Raw genomic sequence first — 24,172 nt, forward strand, 5'->3', positions numbered from 1 at the left:
TGCCTCGACTTCCTCCGCCTCCCCGGTCCTGACCGTGCGCGTGCTGGGCTCCGCCGCCGGCGGCGGCTTCCCGCAGTGGAACTGCAACTGCCGCCAGTGCGCGGCGGTGCGCGCGGGTTCGCCGGACCACCGCGCCCGCACCCAGTCCTCGATCGCCGTGGGCGGTCCGCACGACTGGCTGCTGGTCAACGCCTCGCCCGACATCCTGACCCAGCTGCAGCGCAGCCCGGCGCTGCAGCCCGCCCGTGCGCTGCGCGACAGCGGCATCGCCGCCGTGCTGCTGTGCGACGGCCAGATCGACCACAGCACCGGCCTGTTCATGCTGCGCGAACGCGGCCGGCCGCTGCCCCTGTGGAGCACCCGCCCGGCGCACGAGGACCTGAGCCACGGCAACCCGATCCTGCGCGTGCTGGGCCACTACTGCGGCGTCGACTGGCATGAGCTGCCGATCGACGGCCGTGCCGTCACGCTGCCGGCCGCGCTGGAAGCGCCCGGCGTGGCGACGCTGCGCGTCACCGCGCTGCCGCTGGACAGCAAGCCCGCGCCCTATTCGCCGCACCGCGAGTCACCGGTCGACGGCGACAACGTCGGCCTGATCCTGGAGAACACGGCCACCGGCGGGCGGGTCTTCTACGCGCCGGGCCTGGGCGCGATCAGCCCGGCGGTCTGGGAGGCCATGAACAGCGTCGATGCCGTGATGGTCGACGGCACCTTCTGGACCGACGACGAGATGATCACGCTGGGCTTCTCGCGCAAGACCGCGCGCGACATCGGCCACCTGCCGCAATCCGGGCCGGGCGGCATGCTGGAGGTGCTTGGCCGCCTGCCGCGGCGCACCCGCAAGCTGCTCATCCACATCAACAACACCAACCCCATCCTGGACGAGGCCTCGCCCGAGCGCCGCGCCGTCGAGGCAGCCGGCGTCGAGGTCAGCTTCGACGGCCTGGAGCTGACGTTCTGAACCCCGCCGACACACCCGAACCGCCGCCACGATGAACCACGCCACCCTGCCGACCCTGAGCCCCGAAGCCGCCCGCGCGCTGGCCGATGCGCCCGCCTGGGACCGCGTCACCTTCGAGCAGAAGCTGCGCGAGCGCGGCCGCAGCTACCACATCCACCACCCGTTCAACGTGATGCTCAACAGCGGCCGCGCGACGCCCGAGCAGATCCGTGGCTGGGTGGCCAACCGCTTCTACTACCAGATCGCGATTCCGGTGAAGGACGCGGCGGTGCTGTCGAACTGCCCCGACCGCGAGATCCGGCGCGGCTGGATCCAGCGCATCCTGGACCATGACGGCTTCGAGATCGGCGAGGTCAAGGATGCCGGCGGCATCGAGGCCTGGATCCGCCTGGGCACGGCCACCGGCCTGAGCCGCGAGGAGATCGTCGACCTGCGCCACGTCGTCCCGGCGGTGAAGTTCGCGGTCGATGCCTACATCCATTTCGCCCGCCATGCGCCCTGGCAGGAGGCGGTCTGCTCGTCGCTGACCGAGTTGTTCGCGCCGGAGATCCACAAGCAGCGCCTGGCCACCTGGCCCGAGCACTACCCCTGGATCGACGCCGAGGGCCTGAGCTACTTCCGCAACCGCGTCAGCCAGGCGCGGCGCGATGTCGAGCAGGGCCTGGCTGTCACGCTGGACCACTTCCGCACCCGCGAGCAGCAGGAACGCGCGCTGACCATCCTGCAGTTCAAGCTCGACATCCTCTGGGCCATGAACGACGCGATGGCGCTGCGCTACGGGGTGAACGCATGAACGCGTCCGTGTCCACCGTTGCCGAACTGGGCGACGCCAGCGTGCCGGCTGTTGCCGCCGGCTTCCGCCTGCAATGGGAACAGGCCCAGGGCAACCATGTGCTGCTCTACCCGGAGGGCATGGTCAAGCTCAACCGCAGCGCCGGCGAGATCCTGAGCCGCTGCGACGGCGTCGCCACGGTGGCTCAGCTCGTGAGCCAGCTCGAAGCCGCCTTCGGGGCGCAGGGCCTGCGCGCCGACGTGATCGCCTTCCTGCAGATGGCCCGCCAGCAGGGCTGGGTGCGCTGGTCATGAGCACGGCCATCTCGCCGGGAAGCCCGTCGCCATCGGCCTCGCCGACGATCGGCCCGCCGCTGTGGCTGCTCGCGGAGGTCACCTACCGCTGCCCGCTGCACTGCGTGTTCTGCTACAACCCGCTCGATTTCGCGGCCACCGGCAAGGGCCAGGAACTGTCCACCGAGGACTGGCTGCGCGTGCTGCGCGAGGCCCGCGAACTGGGCGCCGTGCAATGCGGCTTCTCCGGTGGCGAGCCGCTGGAGCGAGACGACCTCGAGGTCCTGATCGCCGAGGCCCACCGGCTGGGCTACTACACCAACCTGCTGACCTCCGGCGTCGGCCTGACCGATGCGCGCGCTGCGGCGCTGAAGGCCGCCGGGCTGGACCATGTCCAGCTGAGCTTCCAGGACTCGACCCGCGAGCTCAACGACTTCCTCAGCCACACCAAGACCTTCGGCCTGAAGCAGCAGGTCGGCGAGCGCATCAAGGCCAACGGCTGGCCGATGGTCATGAACGTGGTGCTGCACCGCCTGAACATCGACCACATCGACCGCATCATCGCGATGGCCGAGGCGCTCGGGGCCGAGTACCTCGAACTGGCCAACTCGCAGTACTACAGCTGGGCCCACCTGAACCGCGACCAGCTGCTGCCGACCTCCGACCAGATCCGCCGCGCCGAGGCCGTCACCGACGCCTGGCGCCAGAAGCTCGAAGGCCGCATGCGGCTGTTCTTCGTCGCCCCCGACTACCACGAGGGCCAGCCCAAGAAGTGCATGAACGGCTGGGGCAACGTCTTCCTGACCGTCACGCCGGACGGCACGGCATTGCCCTGCCACACCGCGAAGATGCTGCCGGGCCTGAGCTTCCCGAACGTGCGCGAGCACGGCATCGCCCACATCTGGCGCGACAGCGAGGGCTTCAACCGCTACCGCGGCACCGGCTGGATGAAGGAGCCCTGCGTGTCCTGCCCGGACAAGGAAAAGGATCTCGGTGGCTGCCGCTGCCAGGCCTTCTTGCTGGCCAACGACCCGGAGGCCGCCGACCCGGTCTGCCCGAAGAGCCCGCACCACGCGCAGGTGCAGCGGGCGGTCGACGATGCCGATGCCGGCCGGATGATCGAGCGCCCGCTCGTCTTCCGCGATCCGAAGAACTCGCGGACCTTGATGGGCGCGGGCTGAACGTCGCTGCGACGCGGCGGACCGGTTTCCTGTGGGTCGCCCCGGATGGGCACATCCAGGGCGATAGCGTGGGCTTAACGGGGTTGATTGAGATCGTTGATGCAATCGCACATGAATTGTCGATAGCATTCAACCCATCGCTTCCTCCCCAACCCCTTCAACCCCACCCACAGGAACCACCATGTCCATCATCAACACCCCCGTCCAGCCGTTCAAGACCCAGGCTTTCCACAACGGCAAGTTCATCACCGTGTCCGACGAGAGCCTGAAGGGCAAGTGGTCGGTCCTGATCTTCATGCCGGCGGCCTTCACCTTCAACTGCCCGACCGAGATCGAGGACGCCGCCGACAACTACGCCGCCTTCCAGGCCGCTGGCGCCGAGGTCTACATCGTCACGACCGACACGCACTTCTCGCACAAGGTGTGGCACGAGACCTCGCCGGCCGTCGGCAAGGCCAAGTTCCCGCTGGTCGGCGACCCGACCCACACGCTGACCAACGCCTTCGGCGTGCACATCGCCGAAGAGGGCCTGGCGCTGCGCGGCACCTTCGTGATCAACCCGGACGGCGTCATCAAGACCGCCGAGATCCACTCCAACGAGATCGCCCGTGACGTGTCGGAAACGCTGCGCAAGCTGAAGGCCGCGCAGTACACCGCCGCCAACCCCGGCCAGGTCTGCCCGGCCAAGTGGAAGGAAGGCGCGAAGACGCTGGCTCCCTCCATTGACCTCGTCGGGAAAATCTGACCCACCCCTCTGGGGTGGGTCAGGCCCACCCCCCGGAGCGGCTTGACGCCGCTCCCCCCTCAAGGGGGGCGAGACGAGTGGACCGGCAAAGCCGGATCCACCGTCTCCGCTGGATGAAGAGAACGACCGAGTGAGAGCCCAAGGGTGCTGCGGCACCGGACTGTTCGGAGACTTCTTCGGAGCAGTTGAAAGCATGTGATCGGCCTGCGGGCGCGTGCTTTCAACTGGGCCGGGACATGACTCGCCCCTGCGACACACGCCACCGAAAGGAACGCACCATGCTGGACGACACCACCAAGGGCCAACTGGCCTCGTATTTCGAGCGCATCACCCAGCCGATCGAGCTGGTCGGGAGCCTCGACGATTCCCAGGGTGCGGCCGACATCCGCGAGCTGATGACCGAGATCGCGGCGATCGCGCCGGAGAAGATCAGCGCCCGCTACGACGGCCGCCACGAGCGCCGCCCGTCCTTCCAGATCACCCGCGTCGGCCACGACATGGGCGTGCATTTCGCCGCGCTGCCGATGGGCCACGAGTTCACCTCGCTGCTGCTGGCGCTGCTGTGGGCCGGCGGTCATCCGCCCAAGGTCGAGCCGGCGGTGATCGAGCAGATCCAGGCGCTCGACGGCGACTTCAGCTTCACCACCTGGATGAGCCTGACCTGCCACAACTGCCCAGACGTCGTGCAGGCGCTTAACCTGATGGCCGTGCTGAACCCCCGCGTGCGCCACATCGCCATCGACGGCGGCCTGTTCCAGGCCGAGGTCGAGGCGCGCCAGATCATGGCCGTGCCCAAGACCGAGCTGAACGGAGCGGACTTCTCCAGCGGCCGCATCGAGATGGGCGAGATCCTCGCCAAGATCGACACCGGCGCAGCCGCCCGCGAGGCCCTCAAGCTCGGCGAGAAGGCGCCCTTCGACGTGCTGATCGTCGGTGGCGGCCCGGCCGGCGCGGCGGCGGCGGTCTACGCGGCCCGCAAGGGCATCCGCACCGGCATCGTGGCCGAGCGCTTCGGCGGCCAGACCATGGACACCATGGCGATCGAGAACTTCATCTCGGTCCAGGAGACCGACGGCCCGAAGTTCGCCGCCGCGCTGGAGGCCCACGTCAAGGCCTATGACGTCGACGTGATGACGCTGCAGCGCGTGCAGGCGGTCGAGCCGGCCGCCGCGCCCGGCGCGCTGGCCTCGGTCAAGCTGGAGAACGGCGCCGAGCTGAAGGCCCGCACGGTCATCCTGGCCACCGGCGCGCGCTGGCGCAACATGAACGTGCCCGGCGAGCATGAGTACCGGACCAAGGGCGTGGCCTATTGCCCGCACTGCGACGGCCCGCTGTTCAAGGGCAAGGACGTCGCGGTGATCGGCGGCGGCAACTCCGGCGTCGAGGCCGCGATCGACCTTGCCGGCGTGGTCCGCAGCGTCACGCTGCTGGAGTTCGCCGACCAGCTCAAGGCCGACCAGGTGCTGGTCAACAAGCTGCGCAGCCTGCCCAACGTGACGGTCCACGTGAACGCCCAGACCACCGAGGTGGTCGGCGACGGCCAGAAGATGACCGGCCTGCGCTACAAGGACCGCGTCTCGGGCGCCGAGCACCAGCTCGACCTGGCCGGCGTGTTCGTGCAGATCGGCCTGGTGCCCAACACCGAGTTCCTGCGCGGCACGGTCGAACTGAGCCGCTTCGGCGAGATCATCATCGACGCCAAGTGCCAGACCAGCGCCCCCGGCATCTATGCCGCTGGCGACGTGACGACCGTGCCGTTCAAGCAGATCGTCATCGCGGTGGGCGAGGGCGCGAAGGCGGCGCTCGGCGCCTTCGACCACCTGATCCGTCAGCCGGTGGTCGAGGCGACGGCGGCCTGATCAGTCGCGCTCCCGGCGGTCGCCCCCTCCACGGCGGCCACCGCCGGACCGACCGTTGCCCTCGCCCGGCTCGACGCCCGGGTCGCGGTGGCACTCGACGCAGTCGGCGAAATCCCGGATGCCCTCTTCCTCGTGCTCCGCGCGCACGTTGGCGGGCGTGTGCTCGTGGCAGCCGTAGCAGGTGTAGCGGGCGTAGTCGTTGCCCACGTGACAGGTGACGCAGGCGACGTCGTGGTCGCGGTCCAGCACGAAATGCCGGTCGTGCTCGAAGGTCGCGGGCTTCCACGCTTCCTGGCTGTGGCAGGCGCCGCAGTCCCCGCCGACCTTCCGGTGCAGCCGGTCCTCCGGCGCCCGGTGGCAGCTGCCGCAGGCCTTGCTGACCTCGGGCATCAGCAGTGCGTGCGAGAAGGGCTTGCGGCTGCGCTGCGTCAGCTTCGGGCCGAGATGGTCGCTGTGGCAGGCCATGCAGTCCTGCTCGATCAGCTTCTGGTGGAAGGACGCTTTCAGCGCGCGCTGGGGCAGCGTCGCGCCCTTCGTGCTGCGCAGGCCGATGTCGGCCGGCTTGTGGCAAAGGGTGCAGCGCTCGGCGCTCGCGCCGCGCCACGGCGCATGGCAGGCGAAGCAGTCGGTGGCCAGTTCGGCATGGCCCTGCACCAGCGCACCGGGGCTGATCATCAGGTGCGGGTAGACGAAGACCAGCACGATCAGCGCCACGGCGTTCAGGGCCGCCAGCCACAGCAGAAGCCGCTTCATGCCCAGCCCCAGAACAGGAAGATCGCGACGATGTGCGCCAGCGCGAGCAGCGCGAAGGCCAGCGTGATCGGGATGTGGATGACGCGCCACTGGCGCACCGCGTCGAAGGTCATGCTGTCCCAGTAGGTGCGATCGGCCAGCTCGGCGGGCGACAGGCCCTGGGCGCGCAGTCCCTCGCGCGCCGCGTCGAGCCGGCGGCGCGAACGGTCGAGCAGGAACTTGCCGGTCAGGCCGCTGATGACGTTCAGGCTCATGGCGGCCACCGCCAGCCAGCCGAGGATGGCGTTGAAGTGGATGCCCGCATGCACCAGCACCAGCAGCGAGCCGAGCCAGGCCAGGACCTCGTGGGCGCGCAGCCAGCCCACCGGTGAACCGGTCTGGATGTGGCGGCGCTTGCGCAGCGAATAGCCGAACGACGCCACGATCAGCAGCGTGCCGGGAATGCCCAGCCAGCGGCCGATCCAGGCGATGCCCAGGCGGTGCAGCAGCAGGTCGATCAGCAGCGTGGCCAGCGCCAGCGTCACGAGGTAGACCAGGAAGGGCAGCACCTCGCGGCGCATCAGGCGGGCTTGTCGTGCCATCAGGCCTCCAGCACGAGGGCGGTGAGCGGGCGGGCCACGCAGGGCAGGCAATGGCCGGCGGGGACGTCGTGGTCGGGCGTGCCGTCGTAGCCGACCCGGCCGTCGATCAGCCGGGTGGCGCAGGTGCCGCAGCCGCCGGAGCGGCAGCCCGATTCGATCGGCACCGCATGGCGCTCGGCGAAGTCGAGCAGGCTGGCGTCCTGGCCATCCCAGACGAGGCTGCGGCCGCTGCGCTGGAAGCGGATCGGCAGCCTGGCGGCCGAGGCGTCGCGCGTCGCCGTCGCCGCCGGGCGCTGGACCGAGGCCGGACCGAAGGCCTCGAAGCGGATGTCCTCGTCGGGCACGCCCCACGCGCGCAGTGCCGGCACCAGCGTGCCCATCATCGCGCCCGGGCCACAGATGAAGAAGCGGTGGCGGCCGTGCGGCAAGGTCCGCTGCAGCAGCGCCAGGTCGACATGGCCTTCGTGGTGGTGGTCGACGCCCAGCCTGTCCGATGCCTCCGGCCGGCTGTAGACCACGTGCAGGCGCAGGGCTGGATGGCTGGCCTGCAGCGCCTGCAGATGGGCCTGGAAGGCGTGCTCGCGGCGACTGCGCAGGCCGTAGTAGAGGTGGACCGGGCGTGCGGGCTGGTGCGTGATCAGCCAGCCCAGCATCGACACCATCGGCGTGATGCCGATGCCGCCGGCCACCAGCACGGCCGGCACGGATGCGTCCTCGTCGATGTGGAAATGGCCCGAGGGTGCGCGGACCTGCAGGATGTCGCCGACCTGCACCTGGTCATGGAAGTGGTTGGACGACAGCCCCGCTGGCCACTCCGGATGATCGGCCGGCGCCGGCACGCGCTTGATCGTGACCCGCAGCTGCGGCAGGCCGGGACGATCGGACAGCGAATAGCAGCGCGTCACCTGGCGCTGGCCACCGGGCGCGCGCGCATCGGGCAGGTCGAGCGCGAAGGTCAGGAACTGGCCCGGCCGGAAGGACGGCGGCGGCGTGCCGTCGACCGCTTCGAGCAGGAAGGAGCACTGCGTCTGCGCCAGGTCCTCGTGCTGGCGGGCGACCACCCGCCACGGCCGGGTGCCGGGCCAGGCCAGCGGCTGGCGCAGATCGGTCGATGGATCGGGATCGGCATCGGTCGCAGCCGGGTCTGGCCGATCCGCTGCGCGCTGGCGCTGGCGAATGGCCAGCACCGCCACGCCAACGGCCTGCAGCAGCAGGGCCGCGACGATCAGGCCGAGCAGCTGGCCGGCATCGGGTGCGGGAATCATGTCGTGGGGCGTCCTTCCGGGGCCCATTCTTCGGCATCGCCGATGAACCCTTGCTGAGCTTCGGCAGCGCCGATGAGCCCTTGTTGACCTGGCGCACGCCGGGATGCCGGGACGCTGGGACACCGGTGCGACACCGGCGCGACACCGGCGCAACACCGGTGCGACACCGATCAGGTCGGGTCCGGCGTCTCCCACCAGCGCCCCTGCAGGGATGCCTGCAGGTGGACGATGAAGCTGGTGACCTTCGAGGGCACCAGCTTGGGCGAGGGGAAGACCGCGTGGATCTCCTGAGACGGCGGCGCATGGTCGCCCAGCACCGCCACGACGCGGCCGTTGTCGAGCGACTCGCGTGCCACGTACCAGGGCAGCATCGCCAGACCCAGCCCGCCGCGCGCGGCGGCCAGCACGGCCGACAGGTTGTTCGAGCGCAGCGGTCCGCGCACGGGCACCGACTGCGTCGCGGCCGTGCCCGGTGCGCCCAGGCTCCAGCGGTCGTCGCCCTGCACGCTGCTGTAGACCAGGCAATCGTGTTGCGCCAGGTCGCTCAGCGTCTGCGGACGGCCGCGCCGGGCCAGGTAGTCGGGCGCGGCCACCATCACCCAGGGGTTGTCACCCAGGTAGCGCGCGCCCAGCGACGAGTCGGCCAGCCGGCCCATGCGGATGGCCAGGTCGACGCCCTGCTCGATCAGGTCGACGTAGCGGTCGTCGAAGCTCAGGTCGATGCTCACGCCTGGGTGCAGCGCCATGTAGCGCAGCACGCGCGGCACCAGCACGCGCCGGCCGAAGGCCACCGAGGTGCTGACCCGCAGCTGCCCGCCGACGCGGCTCTGCAGCAGCGTGGCGAGGTTGTCCGCCTCGTCGATCTCGTGCGCGATGCGCTTGCACTTGTCGTAGTAGATCGTGCCGACCTCGGTCGGCGTGACCCCGCGCGAGGAGCGGTGCAGCAGCCGCGCGCCCAGGCGCAATTCCATCGCCGCGACGGCCTTGGTGGCGGTCGGCTGGGTGATGCCCAGTTCCACGGCGGCGCGGCTGAAGCTGCCGGTCTCGACCACGCGGATGTAGAGCTGCACGCTGGTGATGCGGTCCATGGCCGGACTTTAGGGTGCAACGGTCATCGACGGCGGCCTAGACTTCGCACCCGCAAGGCCCGACGCCTGGGCGACCGGGTCGCCGGCGAGGCGGGCCAGGAGGTGCGGTCATGAGCGAACAGACGGTCCCGATGACGATCGAGGTGGTATCCGACGTGGTGTGCCCGTGGTGCGCGGTCGGCGTCAGCTCGCTGATGCGCGCGGTCGAGCAGCTGGAGGGCGAGCTCTCGCCACGGATCCGTTTCGAGCCCTTCGAGCTCAACCCGACGCTGGGCCCGGGCGGCGCCGACATCGTCGACTACCTGAGCCGCAAGTACGGCTCCACCCCGGCGCAGATCGAGCAGATGCACGCCAAGATCGCCGAACGCGGCGCCTCGGTCGGCTTCGCCTTCTCGATGGACAAGCGCAGCCGCACCTACAACACCTTCGACGCGCACCGCCTGCTGCACTGGGCCGGCGAGGTCGATGCCGAGGACGGCGGCACGCGCCAGCTGGCCCTGAAGCAGGCCTTGCTCAGCGCCCACTTCACCGATGGCCGCGACCCCGGCGACCACGGCCTGCTGATCCGGTTGTGCGACGCGGTCGGCCTGGACCCGAACCAGGCCGCCGTCATCCTGACCGGCAACGCCCATGCCGACGCGGTGCGCGAGCGCGAGCAGTACTGGCAGGAGCTGGGCATCCATTCGGTACCCGCCTTCATCGTCAACGACACCCACCTGATCGAGGGCGGCCAGCCCCCCGAGGTCTTCGTCGCCGCCCTGCGCCAGATCGCCGCCGAACGCGCCGGCGACGCCGGCCCCGAGACGACGGCGTCGACCGATCTGGAGCTCTGACATGCGGCCCCTCGCCAGACGGGTACGTCTGGCGGTCCCCCGGGGGGACGCCGGGCCGGCTTGGGGCGGCCCGGCGCTCGGCCCGGGGCTGGCTTCAGTCTTCTTCGCGCAGCTGCCAGCCCTTCATCAGCTCGGCCTGCACGTTCGGTGGCACCGGGTCGTGGTGGGCATAGGTGATCGTGTAGCGGCCGGCGCCACGGGTCAGGGCGTTCAGGCGCAGCTGGTAGCCCGACAGCTCCGACAGCGGTGCGCGGGCGCGCACGCAGGCCAGGCCGGCGCCCAGGCTGTCGGTGCCGCGGACCTCGCCGCGGCGGCTGGCGAGGTCGCCGGTGATGTCGCCGATCAGCGGCTCGGGCGCATGGATCTCCACGTCCACGAGGGGCTCCAGGACGGCCGGGCCGGCCTCGCGCATGGCGCTGACGAAGGCCTTCTTCGCGGCGGTCACGAAGGCGATTTCCTTGCTGTCGACGCTGTGGTGCTTGCCGTCCAGCACGGTCACGCGCACGTCGACCACCGGGTGGCCGCTGATCACGCCGGCCTCCATCGCCAGCCGCACGCCCTTCTCGACCGCCGGGATGTAGACGCTCGGGATGGCACCGCCCTTGACCAGGTCGACAAACTCGAAGCCCGCGCCGCGCGGCAGCGGGTCGACCTGCAGGTGGACCTCGCCGAACTGGCCGGCGCCGCCGGTCTGCTTCTTGTGGCGGTACTGGGCCTGCGCGGTGCGGGTCAAGGTCTCACGGTAGGCGATGCGCGGCGGTGCGGTGTCGACCTCGACGCGGCAGGTCTCGCGCAGCCGCTCCAGCAGCACCCGCAGGTGCAGCTCGCCCAGGCCGTAGACGACGGTCTCGTGCGTGCTGGCGACCTGCTCGACGCGCAGGCAGGGATCCTCGGCCGCCAGCCTGGCCAGCACCTCGGCCAGGCGCTGCTCGTCGCCATGGCGGCGCGGCTTGAGCGCCAGGCCGTGCACCGGCACCGGGAAGGGCAGCGGCCGGAGGTGGATGTGGTCGTCCTCGGGCGCGTCGTGCAGCACGGCGTCGTAGGCGATGTCGTCGACCTTGGCCACCGCGACGATGTCGCCCGGCCCGGCGCGCTGGACCTCGACATGGTCCTTGCCCTGCAGCATGAAGAGGTGGCCGACCTTGAACGGCTTGCGCGCATCACCCACCACCAGCAGGCTGTTGGGCGTGACGCTGCCCTGGTGGATGCGGAAGATGCCGAGCTTGCCGACGTAGGGATCGATCGCGACCTTGAAGACATGCGCCAGCACGTGCGCGGCCGGGTCGACCGACGCATGCATCAGCGTGGCCGACTCGCCCTCGCCGCGCAGGAAGTCGGGCGGGTTGCCCTCGGTCGGATCGGGCAGCAGCTGGGTGATGACGTCCAGCAGCGCGGCCACGCCCGCGCCGCTCTTGGCCGACACGAACACGACCGGGATCAGGTGGCCCTCGCGCAGCGCCTGCTCCAGCGGGGCATGCAGCTCGCGGGCGTCGACGTCGCCTTCTTCCAGGTAGCGCTCGACGAAGGCGGCGTCGACCTCGACCACCTGTTCGACCAGCGCCCGGTGGGCGGCGGCCACGCTGGAGAAGTCGGCCTCGTGGCCCGGATCGGCCTCGGGCCGGAACCAGCAGTCGACCACCTCGCGGCCGCCGAGGGCGGGCAGGTTCAGCGGCAGGCATTCGCGCCCGAAGGCGGCCTGGATCTGCGCCAGCAACTCGGCCGGCTTGACGCCCGGTGCATCGATGCGGTTGACGATGACGACGCGGTCCAGGCCGCGTTCGCCGGCCCAGGCCATCATCTGGCGAGCCATCGGCTCGACGCCGGCGGTCGCGTTGACGACGATCGCGGCGGTCTCGACGGCTTCGAGCGCCGGCAGCGACTGGCCGAGGAAATCGGCGTTGCCCGGCGTGTCCAGCAGGTGGATGCGCACGTCGCCGTGCAGCAGGTGCATCACGCTCGTCTGCAGCGAGTGCTGCATGCGGCGCTCGATCGGGTCCCAGTCGCTGACGGTGCTGCCGCGCTCGACGGTGCCGACCGCACCGATCGCGCCGCTGGCCTGCAGCAGCGCCTCGGTCAGCGTGGTCTTGCCGGCGGCTGCCGGGCCGACCAGGGCCAGGGTCCGGATGCGGTGGACGGCCGCAAGGCCGTCGGCCGTGACATTCGAGGGCTGGGCGGCGGTGCCGCCCGGTGCTGGGCTCGACATGAGGCTGCTCCTTCGCACCCGGCCACCGTTCGCGGCGGGCGCCTGGGGGGTGGATCGTCGGGCCAGCCTACGCCGATCGTCGACACGTCACAAGCAAGGGCAGGGCAGGTCGCCGGGCTGCGCGGGGACGGCCGCCCGGGTCGCCGCCATCGTGTACACAGATCCGGAAACCGTGTCGGTCTGTGCCATTCAGCACAAGAAGTGCACGACCGTTAGACTGCGCGCTCCGGGTTTGTCCCAGTCCTGTCGAGCCGGCTTCCACGGCTTCCGGACCCCGTCTTCCCGGACGTCGGCGTGCCGCGCCGCGCCCTCCACGATCCCGCCGATCGCCGCGCCAGCCGCCGCCAGCGTGCGCTCCCCGGGCAGACCTTGTCGCTGAACGATCTGCTGCCATGCCTGACCAATTCCTGCATTCCTTCCCTGCGCGCCGCACCGGCCTTGCCGCTGCGGCGCTGGCTTGTCTGCTGGCCCTCGCCGCCTGTGGCGGCGGCGGCGCCGCAGCCGGCCCTGGCGGCCCGGGCGGCATGCCGCCGCCGTCGGTCGGTGTCGTCACCGTCCAGCCGGCCAGCGTCGAGATGCTGACCGAGCTGCCCGGCCGGCTCGAGGCCTGGCGCACCGCCCAGGTCCGCGCCCGCATCCCCGGCATCGTCAACAAGCGCCTCTACACCGAAGGCGCGATGGTCAAGGCCGGCCAGGCGCTGTTCGAGATCGACCCCGCCCCCTTCCAGGCCGCGCTCGACAGCGCGCTGGCCAGCGTGGCGCGCGCCGAGGCCTCGGTCGCGCAGGCCCAGTCGGTGGTCGAACGCAACCGTCCGCTGGCCGCCGCCCAGGTCGTCAGCGATGCCGAGTGGGTCGCCAACCAGAACGCGCTGAAGCAGGCGCAGGCCGATCTCGCCGCCACCCAGGCGGCGGTGGCCGCTGCGCGCATCAACCTCGGCCATGCCTCGGTCCGGGCGCCGATCGCCGGCTTCATCGGCCGCGCCCAGGTGACCGAGGGCGCGCTGGTTGGCCAGGGCGACGCGACGCTGCTGGCGACCATCCAGCAGACCCAGTCGATGTACGTGAACTTCACCCAGTCGGCCAGCGAGGCGATGCGCCTGCGCCGGGCCTACGAGGCCGGCCAGTTCAAGCGCGTCGGTGGTGCCGGCGCCGAGGTCAGGCTGGTGCTCGACGACGGCAGCGTCTACCCGCGTGCGGGCAAGCTGCTGTTCTCGGACCTGAGCGTGGACGCCGGCACCGGCCAGGTCACGCTGCGCGCCGAGGTGCCCAACCCGGACGGCCTGCTGCTGCCCGGTCTGTACGTGAAGGTCCGGCTGGCCCAGGCCAAGGCCGACGGCGGCATGCTGGTGCCGCAGCAGGCCGTGACGCGCGGTGGCGCGGGCGGTGCCGACATCCTGATGGTGGTCGGCGAGGGCAACATGCCGGCGCCTCGCCCGGTCAAGATCGGCGGCGCGAATGGCCAGGACTGGGTCGTGCTCGACGGCCTGAAGGCGGGCGACCAGGTCATCGTCGACGGCTTCCAGAAGATGCGCCCGAACACGCCGGTCACGCCGGTGCCGTGGACGCCCGGCGGCGCCAAGCCGGCTGGCGCTCCCGCGGTGGCCGCCTCGGCAGCCGCTGCGGCCCCGGCCGCCTCCGCCGCCTCGGCCCGCTGACCCCGAAGGCTGACGCATGAACTCCAAGTTCTTCATCGACCGGCCCATCTTCGCGTGGGTCATCGCGCTGTTCATCCTCGTGCTCGGCGCGGCGGCGATCACCCGCCTGCCGGTGGCGCAGTACCCGACGGTGGCGCCGCCCGCCATCGTCATCAACACGGCCTACCCGGGTGCCTCGGCCCAGGTGCTGGAAGACAGCGTGCTGGCCGTCATCGAGCAGGAGCTCAACGGCGCGCCCGGCCTGATCTACATGGAATCGAGCGCCGACGCCAACGGCGGCGGCCAGATCACCGTGACCTTCGAGCCCGGCACCGACGTCTCGATCGCCCAGATCGAGGTCCAGAACCGGCTCAGCCGCGCCACGCCGCGCCTGCCCGCGGCGGTGGTGCAGCAGGGCGTGCGGGTCGACAAGGCGCGCTCGAACTTCCTGCTGTTCGTCTCGCTCACGTCGACCAACCCGGCCTATGACCCGGTCGCGCTGGGCGACTACGCGGCGCGCAACATCCAGCCCGAGCTGCTGCGCATCGCCGGTGTCGGCCAGGCCCAGCTGTTCGGCACCGAACGCGCGATGCGGGTCTGGATCGACCCGGCCAAGCTGCTGTCCTACGGCCTCGGATCGGCCGACGTGGTGGCCGCGATCCGGGCCCAGAACATCCAGGTCTCGGCCGGCACGGTGGGTGGCACGCCCAACCCGCAGGAGCAGGGCGTCTACGCGACCGTCTCGGTGGCTGGCCAGTTCACCTCCACGGCCGAGTTCGGCCAGGTGCTGCTGCGCGCCAACGCCGACGGTTCGACCGTGCGGCTCAAGGACGTCGCCCGGCTCGAACTCGGCGGGGCGAACTACGCCACGTCCTCGCGCCTGAACGGCAAGCCGTCGAGCGGCATCGGCGTCCAGCTCTCGCCGACCGGCAACGCGGTGGCGACCGCTGCGGCCATCAAGGCCCGCATGGCGGAGCTGCAGAAGTTCTTCCCCGACGGCGTCGCCTACGAGGTGCCCTACGACTCGTCGAAGTTCGTCAGCATCTCGATCCAGCAGGTCGTGACGACGCTGCTGGAGGCCGTCGCGCTGGTCTTCGTCGTGATGTTCGTGTTCCTGCAGAACATCCGCTACACGCTGATCCCGACCATCGTCGTGCCGATCGCGCTGATGGGCACCTTCGCCGTCATGCTGACGATGGGCTACTCGATCAACGTGCTGACGCTGTTCGGCATGGTGCTCGCCATCGGCATCCTGGTCGACGACGCGATCGTGGTGGTCGAGAACGTCGAGCGCATCATGGCCGAGGAGGGCCTCTCGCCGGCCGAGGCCACGCGCAAGGCGATGGGCCAGATCACCGGCGCCATCATCGGCATCACCGTGGTGCTGGTCAGCGTGTTCGTGCCCATGGCCTTCTTCGCCGGCTCGGTCGGCAACATCTACCGCCAGTTCTCGGTGGCGATGGTGGCCTCGATGCTGTTCTCGGCGCTGATGGCGCTGTCGCTGACGCCGGCCCTGTGCGCGACGCTGCTCAAGCCCATCCCGCCCGGTCACCATGAGCGTCGCGGCCCGTTTGGCTGGTTCAACCGCGCCTTCAAGCGCACGACCCACGGCTACGAGGCGGTGGTCGCCCGCATCATCCGCAAGGCCGGTCGCTACCTGCTGATCTACGGCGCGGTGCTGCTGGGCGTGGCCTGGCTCTACAAGAGCCTGCCGACCTCCTTCCTGCCCAACGAGGACCAGGGCTACCTGATCGTCAACGTGCAGCTGCCGCCGGGCGCCTCGGTGCACCGGACCGAGGCGGTGATGAGCCAGGTCGAGGGCTTCTTCCTGGCCCAGCCCGAGGTCGACAAGGTCGTCGGCGTGATCGGCTTCAGCTTCTCCGGCGCCGGCCAGAACGCGGCCATCGCCTTCGTGCCGCTGAAGGACTGGAAGGACCGCCCCGGCCCGCAGCACTCGGCCCAGGCGCTCGCCGGCCGGGCCTTTGGCGCGCTGATGGGCATCCGCGATGCCTTCATCTTCCCGCTGTCGCCGCCGCCCATTCCCGAGCTGGGCACCGCCACCGGCTTCAACTTCCGGCTGCAGGACCGCAACGGCCAGGGCCACGAGGCGCTGGTCGCCGCGCGCAACCAGCTGCTGGGCATGGCGCGCCAGAGCAAGGTGCTGGCGGGCGTGCGTCCGGACGGCCTGGAGGACGCGCCGCAGGTCAAGCTCGACATCGACCGCGAGCGTGCCGCCGCGCTGGGCGTGTCCTACGACAGCATCGCCAACGTGCTGGCCACCGCCTTCGGCTCGGCCTACGTCAACGACTTCCCGAACGCCGGCCGGCTGCAGCGCGTGATCGTCCAGGCCGATGCGAAGTCCCGCATGCAGCCCGACGACCTGCTCAAGCTCAACGTGCCCAACAGCCGTGGCCAGCAGGTGCCGATCGCCTCGTTCGCGACCACCCGCTGGGTCACCGGCCCGGTCCAGACCGTGCGCTACAACGGCTACCCGGCGATGAAGCTGGGCGGCGATGCCGCGCCCGGCTACAGCACCGGCGAGGCCATGGCCGAGATGGAACGCCTGGCCGGCCAGCTGCCGCCGGGCTTCGGCTTCGAGTGGACCGGCCAGTCGCGCGAGGAAAAGCTGTCGGGCTCGCAGGCCATGATCCTGCTGGGCTTCTCGATGCTGGCGGTCTTCCTGTGCCTGTCGGCGCTCTACGAGAGCTGGAGCATCCCGGTGGCCGTGCTGCTGGTCGTGCCGCTGGGCGTGCTGGGATCGCTGACCGGCGTGTGGCTGCGCGGCATGCCCAACGACGTCTACTTCAAGGTCGGCCTGATCACCATCATCGGCCTGTCGGCCAAGAACGCGATCCTGATCATCGAGTTCGCCAAGGACCTGCAGGCCGAGGGCAAGGGCCTGCTGGAGGCCACGCTCGAGGCCTGCCACCTGCGTTTCCGCCCGATCGTGATGACCTCGTTCGCCTTCATCCTCGGCGTGCTGCCGCTGGCCATCGCGACCGGCGCGGGCTCGGCCAGCCAGCGCGCCATCGGCACGGGCGTGATGGGCGGCATGATCACGGCCACCGTGCTGGCGGTCTTCCTCGTGCCGGTGTTCTTCGTGGTGGTTCGCCGCCTGTTTCCGGGCACGCGGCTGATGCACCTCGGTGGCACCATCGCCTCGCCCGCGTCCGACGCGGCCACCGCCGAAGCCCTGGGCGGGAAGCACTGACATGACCTTCCCCATCCACACCCGCATGACGACGAAGACGACGATGCGTGATGAACCTTCCTCCCTGCTGCGCCCGCTGACGCTGGCCGTGGCCGTCGCGCTGCTGTCCGGCTGCGCCGACCTGGCCCCGCGACTCGAACGTCCGGCCCTGCCGGTGCCCGGGCAGTTCGTGCTGCCCACGGCGGCGGCGGCTTCCGACGCCGCAGCGGCCGCCGCCGCGCTGCCGGCCTCGGCACCGGCCGAGCCGCTGGCCTGGGGCGACTGGGTGCGCGACCCCGGCCTGCGCCGCCAGGTCGAGGCCGCGCTGGCGAACAACCGTGACCTGCGCGTCGCGGCGCTGAACGTCGAGCGCGCCCGGGCCCAGCTGGACGCCTCGCTGGCCGACCGCTACCCGACCCTCGGTGCGGGCCTCACCGCCAACTCGGCGCCCAACGTGTCGACCGGCAAGCAGGCCCAGACCTACACCGCCGGCCTGCAGCTGGCCAGCTGGGAGATCGACTTCCTCGGCCGCATCCGCACCCTCAACGACGCGGCCCGCTCGCAGCTGCTGGCCACCGAGGCCGGCCGTCGCAGCGCCGAGCTGAGCATCGTCGCGGCCGTCACCCAGACCTGGCTGGCGCTGCTGGCCGACCGCCAGGCCATCGACCTGGCCCAGCGCAGCCTGGCCAGCCGCGAGCAGACGCTGGCGCTGACCCGGCTGCAGGCCCAGGCCGGCGCCACGTCGGTGCTGGCACTGCAGGGCAACGTCAACCTGGTGGCCCAGGCCCGCGTCGCGCTGCAGCAGGCGCTGCGCCAGCGCGCCCAGGACCTGTCGACGCTGGCGCTGCTGACCGGCGCCCAGCCGGCCGCCGACGCCGTGCCCGGCCTGCCGCCGCCCCCCCCGGCCGCGACCGCGCCGAACGCCAACGTGGCGGTGGCCGACACGACCGGCTCGGTGCTGACCGAGGACCCGCTGGCCGGCGTGCTGGCCGATGTCCCGGCCGGCCTGGATGCCCGCGTGCTGCTGCGTCGCCCCGACGTGGTGCAGGCCGAACGCCAGCTGGAGGCGGCCAACGCCAACATCGGCGCGGCCCGCGCGGCGATGTTCCCGCGCATCACGCTGACCGGCAGCGCCGGCCAGGCGTCGAGCCAGTTCAGCGGCCTGTTCCAGGGCGGCAACTTCGCCTGGACGCTGGGCGCGCAGGCGCTGATGACGATCTTCGACGCCGGCCGCAACCAGGCCAACGTCAACGCGACGACGGTCGGCCGCGACATCGCGGTGGCGCAGTACGAGCGCGCGGTCCAGTCCGCCTTCAAGGACACAGCCGACGCGCTGGACGGCCTGTCGACCTGGCAGGCCCAGCGCGAGGCCCAGGCCGAGCAATCGGCCAGCGCCCGCGAGATCGCCCGCCTGACCGACCTGCGCGTGCGCGCCGGCGCCGCCAGCGAACTCGACCGCCTCGACGCCCAGCGCAGCCTGCTGCAGGCCGAACAGGCGCTGCTGCAGACGCGCCTGGCCGAGCAGCTCAACCGCGTCGCGCTGTGGAAGGCTCTCGGCGGCTGAGCTCGGGCCGGCGGCAGACGCGGTCTGGCCCCGGTCTTGCTCAGCCTCTGGCGTGATCCCGGGCAAGTCTCGCGTGCAGATTTGGCGCGAGCGGCTGCGTCATCCATCGCGGTGATGCGGCGCCTGCGGGTCTGGCCTCATGCTGGCGGCTGCCGTCGCACGTCGCCGGCCTGACCTCCCGATGCCTCGCCAGGAGCCGCCCCATGCGCCCATCCGCCCCGACCGATCGCCCCGCCCGCCGGACCCGGCTCCGAGCGGTGTGGTGGCAGGCCCTGCTGGCGGGCGCGCTGCTGTCGACCGGCTGGAACGCCGGGGCAGCCGACCCGGCGCCCGCGCCGGAGACCATCCGCCAGGTGCTCGACCGATCGGCCCGGACGCGGCTGGACGGCTACGCGCAGCACCAGGTCGACCCGGCCCACAGCGCGCTGATCCGCGCTGACCTGGAACGCATCTTCAACCAGCTGGCACACCGGCCGGACATCGAGCTGCTGGTGGTCGACGGGCCGTTCCACGCCGAGACGCTGGCCGGCCGCATGCTGGTCGTCAGCGCCAGCCTCGCGGCCTTGCCCGAAGGCGAGCGCCTGTTCATCCTGGCCCACGAGGTCGGCCATGCGGTGATGGGCCACTGGGGCGAGCTGGGCGACCTCTACACCCGCCTGATTCCCGGCGAGGTCCGCCCGGAGGTCACCGACGCCGTCGCGCCGCAGCTCGGACGCGAGGCCTCGAACCTGGTCCACGGCCACGAATACGCCGCCGACGCCTACGCCTGGCAGATCCTGCGCAGCCTCGGCTACGGCATGGACAGCGTCATGGCCGCGCTCCAGGTCGTGCCCGGCATGGGCGACACGCCGACCCACCCCGCCACGCGCAAGCGCTACGCCCGCCTGCGCATGCTCGGCGAGAACGACCTGCGCAGCGCCGCGCTCAAGAACCCCGACTGAACCGGGTCAGCCCCCGGGCCGAGCGCCGGGCCGAGCGCCGGGCCGCCCCAAGCCGGCCCGGACCCCCACGGGGGTGGTCACGCGTACCCGCGTGACCGGGGGCTCCAAGTCACCGGGCCGAGCGCCGGGCCGCCCCAAGCCGGCCCGGACCCCCACGGGGGGTGGTCACGCGTACCCGCGTGACCGGGGGCTCCAGTTCACTGAAACGCGACCTCGGCGAAGCTCCGCAGCTTGCGGCTGTGCAGGTGATCCAGCCCCTGGTGGCGCAGGATCTCGATCGCGCGGATGCCGATGCGCAGGTGCTGGTCGACCCGCTCGCGGTAGAACTGGTTGGCCATGCCCGGCAGCTTGATCTCGCCGTGCAGCGGCTTGTCGGACACGCACAGCAGCGTGCCGTAGGGGACGCGGAAGCGGAAGCCGTTGGCGGCGATGGTGGCGCTTTCCATGTCCAGCGCGACCGCACGGCTCTGGCTGAAGCGGCGCTCGGGGCCCGGGTGCGGCAGCAGCTCCCAGTTGCGGTTGTCGGTGCTGGCGACCGTGCCGGTGCGCATGATCTTCTTGAGCTCGTAGCCCGACAGCTGCGTCACCTCGGCCACCGCTTCCTCCAGCGCCAGCTGGACCTCGGCCAGCGGCGGGATCGGGACCCACAGCGGCAGTTCCTCGTCCAGCACGTGGTCCTCGCGCACGTAGCCGTGCGCCAGCACGTAGTCGCCCAGCTGCTGCGTGTTGCGCAGGCCAGCGCAGTGGCCGAGCATCAGCCAGGCATGCGGGCGCAGCACGGCGATGTGGTCGGTGATGGTCTTCGCATTGCTCGGGCCGACGCCGATGTTGACCATCGTGATGCCGCTGTGGCCGTGGCGCTTGAGGTGATAGGCCGGCATCTGCGGCAACCGCGGCGGCGGCGCACCCAGCTCGTCGCCGGCCTCGGCGGCCAGGCCGGCGCGGCGCGTCACGACGTTGCCGGGCTCGACGAAGGCGACGTACTCGCTCTCCTCGTCGGCCATCAGCTCATGGCCCAGGCGCACGAACTCGTCGATGTAGAACTGGTAGTTCGTGAACAGCACGTAGTTCTGGAAGTGCTCCGGCATCGTGCCCGTGTAGTGGCGCAGCCGGTGCAGCGAGTAGTCCACCCGCGGGGCCGTGAACAGCGAGAGCGGATGCCGCACGAGGCCGTCCGGGCCCGGTTGCGGATCGAGCGTGCCGTTGGCGATGCCGTCGTCCATCGCGGCCAGGTCGGGCAGGTCGAACAGGTCGCGCAGGCGCTGGCGACGCTCGGGCGTCAGCGCGCCTTCGAGGTGATCGTGCTCGGCCAGGCTGAAGTGCACCGGGATGGGCTGGCTCGACAGCCCGACCTCCAGCGCCACGCCGTGGTTCTTCAGCAGCAGCTCGAACTGCTCGCGGTAGTAGTGCCGGAACAGCTCCGGCCGCGTCAGCGTGGTCTCGTACACGCCCGGTCCTGCGACGAAGCCGTAGGCCAGCCGCGAGTCGGCCCGCGCCACGGTGTCGACCCGCACCCGCACGAAGGGATAGCAGGCACGCACGTGGCCGCCGTCGTCACGGCCGGCGACGAACTCGCGCAGGGCCTGGCGCAGGTGGGCGATGCCGCTGTCGTAGATGGTGCGGGCATGGGCCAGCGCGGCGCTGGCATCGGTGAACGACTGGGTGGTGATCACGGTGGGGCTCATGCGGCCCATTGTCAGCCGTGAGCCGGCCCTTGTGACCCGGGCCGCGCCCGCAACGGGCATCAAGCGGGTTTCAGGCCGATTTCAGGCCGGCCGGTCGTGCATCAGTTGCGGCTCAGCCAGAGGTCGACGATCAGCGGCCGGTGCTCGCTCGCCTCGGCGCCGCCGACGGCCACCTCGGCCAGTCCGAGTCCGGGGCTGACCAGCACATGGTCGATGCGCAGGAAGCTCAGGTTGGGCCGCAGCGAATGGCCGTGCGTGTAGCCCCAGCCGGTGGCGGCCGAGGACCAGGCATCCCGCAGGTTCAGCGCCAGCAGCGACTGCACCACGGCCGAGGCCTCGGGCGCATTCAGGTCGCCGGCGATCAGCATGGGCAGCGGGCGCTTGCCCGGACCGGTCGGACGGGTGCGCGCCAGGTCCTCGGCCAGGTGCCGGGCCTGACCCAGCCGATGGCCGAAGTTGATGCGCCAGTCGTCCAGGCCGCCGAGGTGCTCGCGCCGGGCGGCGTTGAGGCCTTCGCGCGGCGACAGCAGGTGCACGTTGACGATCTCCAGCCGCTGGCCGTTCACCTCGACCGTGCAGCGCAGGTAGTCGCCCAGGCCGGGCTGGACCGACAGCGGCGCGGTGCGGCAGTCGCGCAGCGGGTGGCGGCTGGCGATCACGTACTGGCCGCTGAGCTGCAGGTGCCGTCCGGCCAGCAGCAGCTTCATCGCCTCGGGCATCGGCAGCCACTTGTCGGTCAGCTTCTGGGCGTCCTGCAGCACCAGCACGTCGGGGCTGTGGCGCTGCACCTCATCGACGATCGGGCCATAGCCCTCGGGCCGGTCGTCGGCCTTGTAGGACTTGATGTTGAAGCTCATCACCCGCAGCCGGTTGCTGCCGTTCTCGGGCTGGCCGTGGGTCCATCCCATCAACGGGAAGACCACCACCAGGACGCTGGCCAACGCGGCCAGGCGCCAGGTCCAGCCGACCGTGATCGACAGCGCCAGCGCCAGCAGCGCCGGCACCAGCAGCAGCAGGTAGGGCGTGTAGCGCAGCAGCTCGACCCACCAGGCCAGCGGATCGCCCAGGTTCTGGGCGGCCCACAGTCCGCCGATGGCGAGCACCGTCAGGCTGATGAAGAAACGGGCGATCGACTGCAGCGGATGCGACTCGACCCGCGACAGGCGGGCATCGCGCGCGGCACGGGCGTCCAGGGGGGTGCGGGGGCGGCGGCTCGATGGCATGGGTGCGCATCAGCCTACCTCAAGCGCCGCTCGACGGCGTGTCAGCGCCCCTGCCCCGGTGTCGATTGCTGCACGCGCGCGACGCGCCCGCCGGCCGTGCGCCGGTCAATCCTCGCTGGCCAGCACCATCAGGCCGGCGGCCGTGTTGGAGATGGGGATGTGGTAGTTCCGGCTGACCTCGCGCACCTTCGAGCCGAGCGCGCCGCGCATCGCCAGCCACATCAGCAGCTCGACGCCCTGCGTGCCGGTCTTCTCGACCAGTTCGGGGATCGAGAACCGCGTCGCCCAGGTCGGGTCGTCGACCAGGCTCTGCATGAACTGCTGGTCGAACGCGCGGTTGATGAAGCCGGCGCGCTGGCCGTCCAGCTGGTGCGACAGGCCGCCGGTGCCCAGCACCATCACGCGGGCCTCGCTGTCCCAGCTGCGCACGGCGCGGCCGACCGCCTCGCCCAGGCGCCAGCAGCGCTGCGCCGACGGCAGCGGGAACTGGACCGTGTTGATGCACACCGGCACCACCGTCACCGGCCAGTCCTGGTCCGGCCAGCACAGCGCCATCGGCAGCGTGAAGGCATGGTCGACCAGCATCTCCTGGCAGGTCGTGAGGTCGAAGTCCTCGGCCACCAGGCTGTTGATCAGGTGCCAGGACAGCTCGCGCTGGCCGGTGAAGGCCGGCACCTCGGGGATGCCCCAGCCCTCGTCGGCATTGCGGTAGGTCTCGGCCGCGCCGACCGCGAAGGTCGGCATCTTGTCGAGGAAGAAGTTCAGCCCGTGGTCGTTGTAGAACACCACGACGACGTCCGGACGGGCCTGCGCCAGCCAGCGGTGCAGCGGTGCGTAGCCCTCGAAGAAGGGCGCCCAGTACGGGTCGTCCTGCAGCTCCTTGGCGATGGCGCGGCCGATGGCCGGGACGTGGGACGTGGCGACGCCACCGATGATCTTGGCCATGTCGTTCAACCCCGCGCGGCCAGCAGCCTGGCCTTGAATTCGTCCTTGCTCAGGCCCGTCTGCTGGGCCCCGATGTCCTGCACGTCCAGGCCGAAGATGCCGGCGAACTTGGCCAGGTAGTAGACGTTGCCGCCGGCCGCCAGCAGCTGCAGCACGTTGCGCGCGCGGATCGCCTCGCGCTGCGGCGCGGTCAGGCCGTAGCGGGCGCAGTAGCCGTCCTCGTCGGCCTTGAAGGCGGCGCGGTTGGCGGCGTCGTTGAAGGAAAAGCACATCTTGTTGAGCGCGTAGCCCTTCATGGCCTGCGTGCCGTCGAACAGCGTCGTGCCGGGGATGTCGATGTGTCCGGGATCGGACCGTTTCGGGTCTTTCATGGGTCTCCTCGTTCGGTGGAAGGGCGGCGCATCGGTCGGGATGCGATGGCCGTCAGTATTCGCACCGAGGCGCCGCCGAACAACG

Annotated in this window: 20 protein-coding genes; 11 read left to right on the plus strand and 9 right to left on the minus strand. The window is 71.1% G+C overall.

Annotated features, from left to right (window positions below):
• Positions 1-28: 28 nt before the first annotated feature.
• The 6 genes from pqqB to ahpF all read left to right on the plus strand — a co-directional run bounded on the left by pqqB (position 29) and on the right by ahpF (position 5,811).
• The gene (gene pqqB / locus Q8X39_RS11135; protein WP_305749909.1) at positions 29-961 is read left to right on the plus strand and encodes a pyrroloquinoline quinone biosynthesis protein PqqB; all 933 of its coding nucleotides are present in this window, start codon (positions 29-31) and stop codon (positions 959-961) included.
• Between the two features lie 31 nt (positions 962-992).
• Entirely contained in the window at positions 993-1,754 is a 762-nt protein-coding gene (gene pqqC, locus Q8X39_RS11140) for a pyrroloquinoline-quinone synthase PqqC (RefSeq protein ID WP_305749743.1), read from the plus strand.
• Complete coding sequence (gene pqqD, locus Q8X39_RS11145) at positions 1,751-2,047, plus strand: pyrroloquinoline quinone biosynthesis peptide chaperone PqqD (protein WP_305749744.1); 297 nt, start codon at positions 1,751-1,753, stop codon at positions 2,045-2,047. Before pqqC ends, pqqD begins: the two co-directional genes overlap by 4 nt.
• Complete coding sequence (pqqE, locus tag Q8X39_RS11150) at positions 2,044-3,207, plus strand: pyrroloquinoline quinone biosynthesis protein PqqE (protein WP_305749745.1); 1,164 nt, start codon at positions 2,044-2,046, stop codon at positions 3,205-3,207. The genes pqqD and pqqE overlap by 4 nt, the downstream gene beginning before the upstream one ends.
• 181 nt (positions 3,208-3,388) lie before the next feature.
• Positions 3,389-3,952 carry an alkyl hydroperoxide reductase subunit C gene (ahpC, locus tag Q8X39_RS11155; protein WP_305749746.1) on the plus strand — a complete coding sequence of 188 codons (564 nt, stop codon included), beginning with the start codon at positions 3,389-3,391 and terminating at the stop codon, positions 3,950-3,952.
• A 278-nt stretch (positions 3,953-4,230) separates the two neighbouring features.
• The gene (ahpF, locus tag Q8X39_RS11160; protein WP_305749747.1) at positions 4,231-5,811 is read left to right on the plus strand and encodes an alkyl hydroperoxide reductase subunit F; all 1,581 of its coding nucleotides are present in this window, start codon (positions 4,231-4,233) and stop codon (positions 5,809-5,811) included.
• Here the strand turns inward: ahpF and Q8X39_RS11165 are convergent, their stop codons facing one another.
• The 4 genes from Q8X39_RS11165 to Q8X39_RS11180 form a co-directional block, all read right to left on the minus strand.
• The gene (locus tag Q8X39_RS11165; protein WP_305749748.1) at positions 5,812-6,564 is read right to left on the minus strand and encodes a cytochrome c3 family protein; all 753 of its coding nucleotides are present in this window, start codon (positions 6,562-6,564) and stop codon (positions 5,812-5,814) included. It lies immediately after the preceding gene.
• Positions 6,561-7,145, minus strand: a complete 585-nt coding sequence (locus tag Q8X39_RS11170) for a hypothetical protein (RefSeq protein ID WP_305749749.1) — start codon at positions 7,143-7,145, stop codon at positions 6,561-6,563. Before Q8X39_RS11170 ends, Q8X39_RS11165 begins: the two co-directional genes overlap by 4 nt.
• A complete protein-coding gene (locus Q8X39_RS11175; protein ID WP_305749750.1) occupies positions 7,145-8,410 on the minus strand; it encodes a 2Fe-2S iron-sulfur cluster-binding protein in 1,266 nt (421 codons plus the stop codon). Before Q8X39_RS11175 ends, Q8X39_RS11170 begins: the two co-directional genes overlap by 1 nt.
• 170 nt (positions 8,411-8,580) lie before the next feature.
• A complete protein-coding gene (locus tag Q8X39_RS11180; protein ID WP_305749751.1) occupies positions 8,581-9,498 on the minus strand; it encodes a LysR family transcriptional regulator in 918 nt (305 codons plus the stop codon).
• 110 nt (positions 9,499-9,608) lie between these two features.
• Between Q8X39_RS11180 and Q8X39_RS11185 the strand changes: the two genes are divergently transcribed.
• Complete coding sequence (locus tag Q8X39_RS11185; protein ID WP_305749752.1) at positions 9,609-10,331, plus strand: DsbA family oxidoreductase; 723 nt, start codon at positions 9,609-9,611, stop codon at positions 10,329-10,331.
• 94 nt (positions 10,332-10,425) lie between these two features.
• Here Q8X39_RS11185 and fusA read toward each other — a convergent pair whose 3' ends face one another.
• The gene (gene fusA, locus Q8X39_RS11190; protein WP_305749753.1) at positions 10,426-12,534 is read right to left on the minus strand and encodes an elongation factor G; all 2,109 of its coding nucleotides are present in this window, start codon (positions 12,532-12,534) and stop codon (positions 10,426-10,428) included.
• Between the two features lie 392 nt (positions 12,535-12,926).
• Here fusA and Q8X39_RS11195 point away from each other — a divergent pair, with 392 nt between their 5' ends.
• The 4 genes from Q8X39_RS11195 to Q8X39_RS11210 all read left to right on the plus strand — a co-directional run bounded on the left by Q8X39_RS11195 (position 12,927) and on the right by Q8X39_RS11210 (position 19,863).
• Positions 12,927-14,189, plus strand: a complete 1,263-nt coding sequence (locus Q8X39_RS11195; RefSeq protein ID WP_305749754.1) for an efflux RND transporter periplasmic adaptor subunit — start codon at positions 12,927-12,929, stop codon at positions 14,187-14,189.
• Positions 14,190-14,205: 16 nt separating this feature from the next.
• A complete protein-coding gene (locus Q8X39_RS11200; protein WP_305749755.1) occupies positions 14,206-17,379 on the plus strand; it encodes an efflux RND transporter permease subunit in 3,174 nt (1,057 codons plus the stop codon).
• 1 nt (position 17,380) lies between these two features.
• Positions 17,381-18,922: an efflux transporter outer membrane subunit gene (locus Q8X39_RS11205; protein WP_305749756.1), complete on the plus strand. Its 1,542-nt coding sequence runs from the start codon at positions 17,381-17,383 to the stop codon at positions 18,920-18,922.
• Between the two features lie 203 nt (positions 18,923-19,125).
• Positions 19,126-19,863, plus strand: a complete 738-nt coding sequence (locus Q8X39_RS11210; RefSeq protein ID WP_305749757.1) for a M48 family metalloprotease — start codon at positions 19,126-19,128, stop codon at positions 19,861-19,863.
• Between the two features lie 197 nt (positions 19,864-20,060).
• On the opposite strand, the gene Q8X39_RS11215 is transcribed toward Q8X39_RS11210, so the two are convergent.
• The 4 genes from Q8X39_RS11215 to Q8X39_RS11230 all read right to left on the minus strand — a co-directional run bounded on the left by Q8X39_RS11215 (position 20,061) and on the right by Q8X39_RS11230 (position 24,087).
• On the minus strand, positions 20,061-21,548 hold the full coding sequence (locus tag Q8X39_RS11215; protein ID WP_305749758.1) for an AMP nucleosidase: 1,488 nt from the start codon (positions 21,546-21,548) through the stop codon (positions 20,061-20,063).
• A gap of 101 nt (positions 21,549-21,649) precedes the next feature.
• Positions 21,650-22,771, minus strand: coding sequence for an endonuclease/exonuclease/phosphatase family protein (locus Q8X39_RS11220; RefSeq protein WP_305749759.1), 1,122 nt, complete (start codon positions 22,769-22,771; stop codon positions 21,650-21,652).
• Between the two features lie 105 nt (positions 22,772-22,876).
• Positions 22,877-23,716, minus strand: a complete 840-nt coding sequence (locus tag Q8X39_RS11225) for a class III extradiol dioxygenase family protein (RefSeq protein ID WP_305749760.1) — start codon at positions 23,714-23,716, stop codon at positions 22,877-22,879.
• A 5-nt stretch (positions 23,717-23,721) separates the two neighbouring features.
• Positions 23,722-24,087, minus strand: coding sequence for a protocatechuate 4,5-dioxygenase subunit alpha (locus Q8X39_RS11230; RefSeq protein ID WP_305749761.1), 366 nt, complete (start codon positions 24,085-24,087; stop codon positions 23,722-23,724).
• Positions 24,088-24,172: the final 85 nt, after the last annotated feature.

This window comes from Leptothrix discophora (assembly GCF_030705305.1).
GTDB classification, from domain to species: Bacteria; Pseudomonadota; Gammaproteobacteria; order Burkholderiales; family Burkholderiaceae_C; genus Sphaerotilus; species Sphaerotilus discophorus.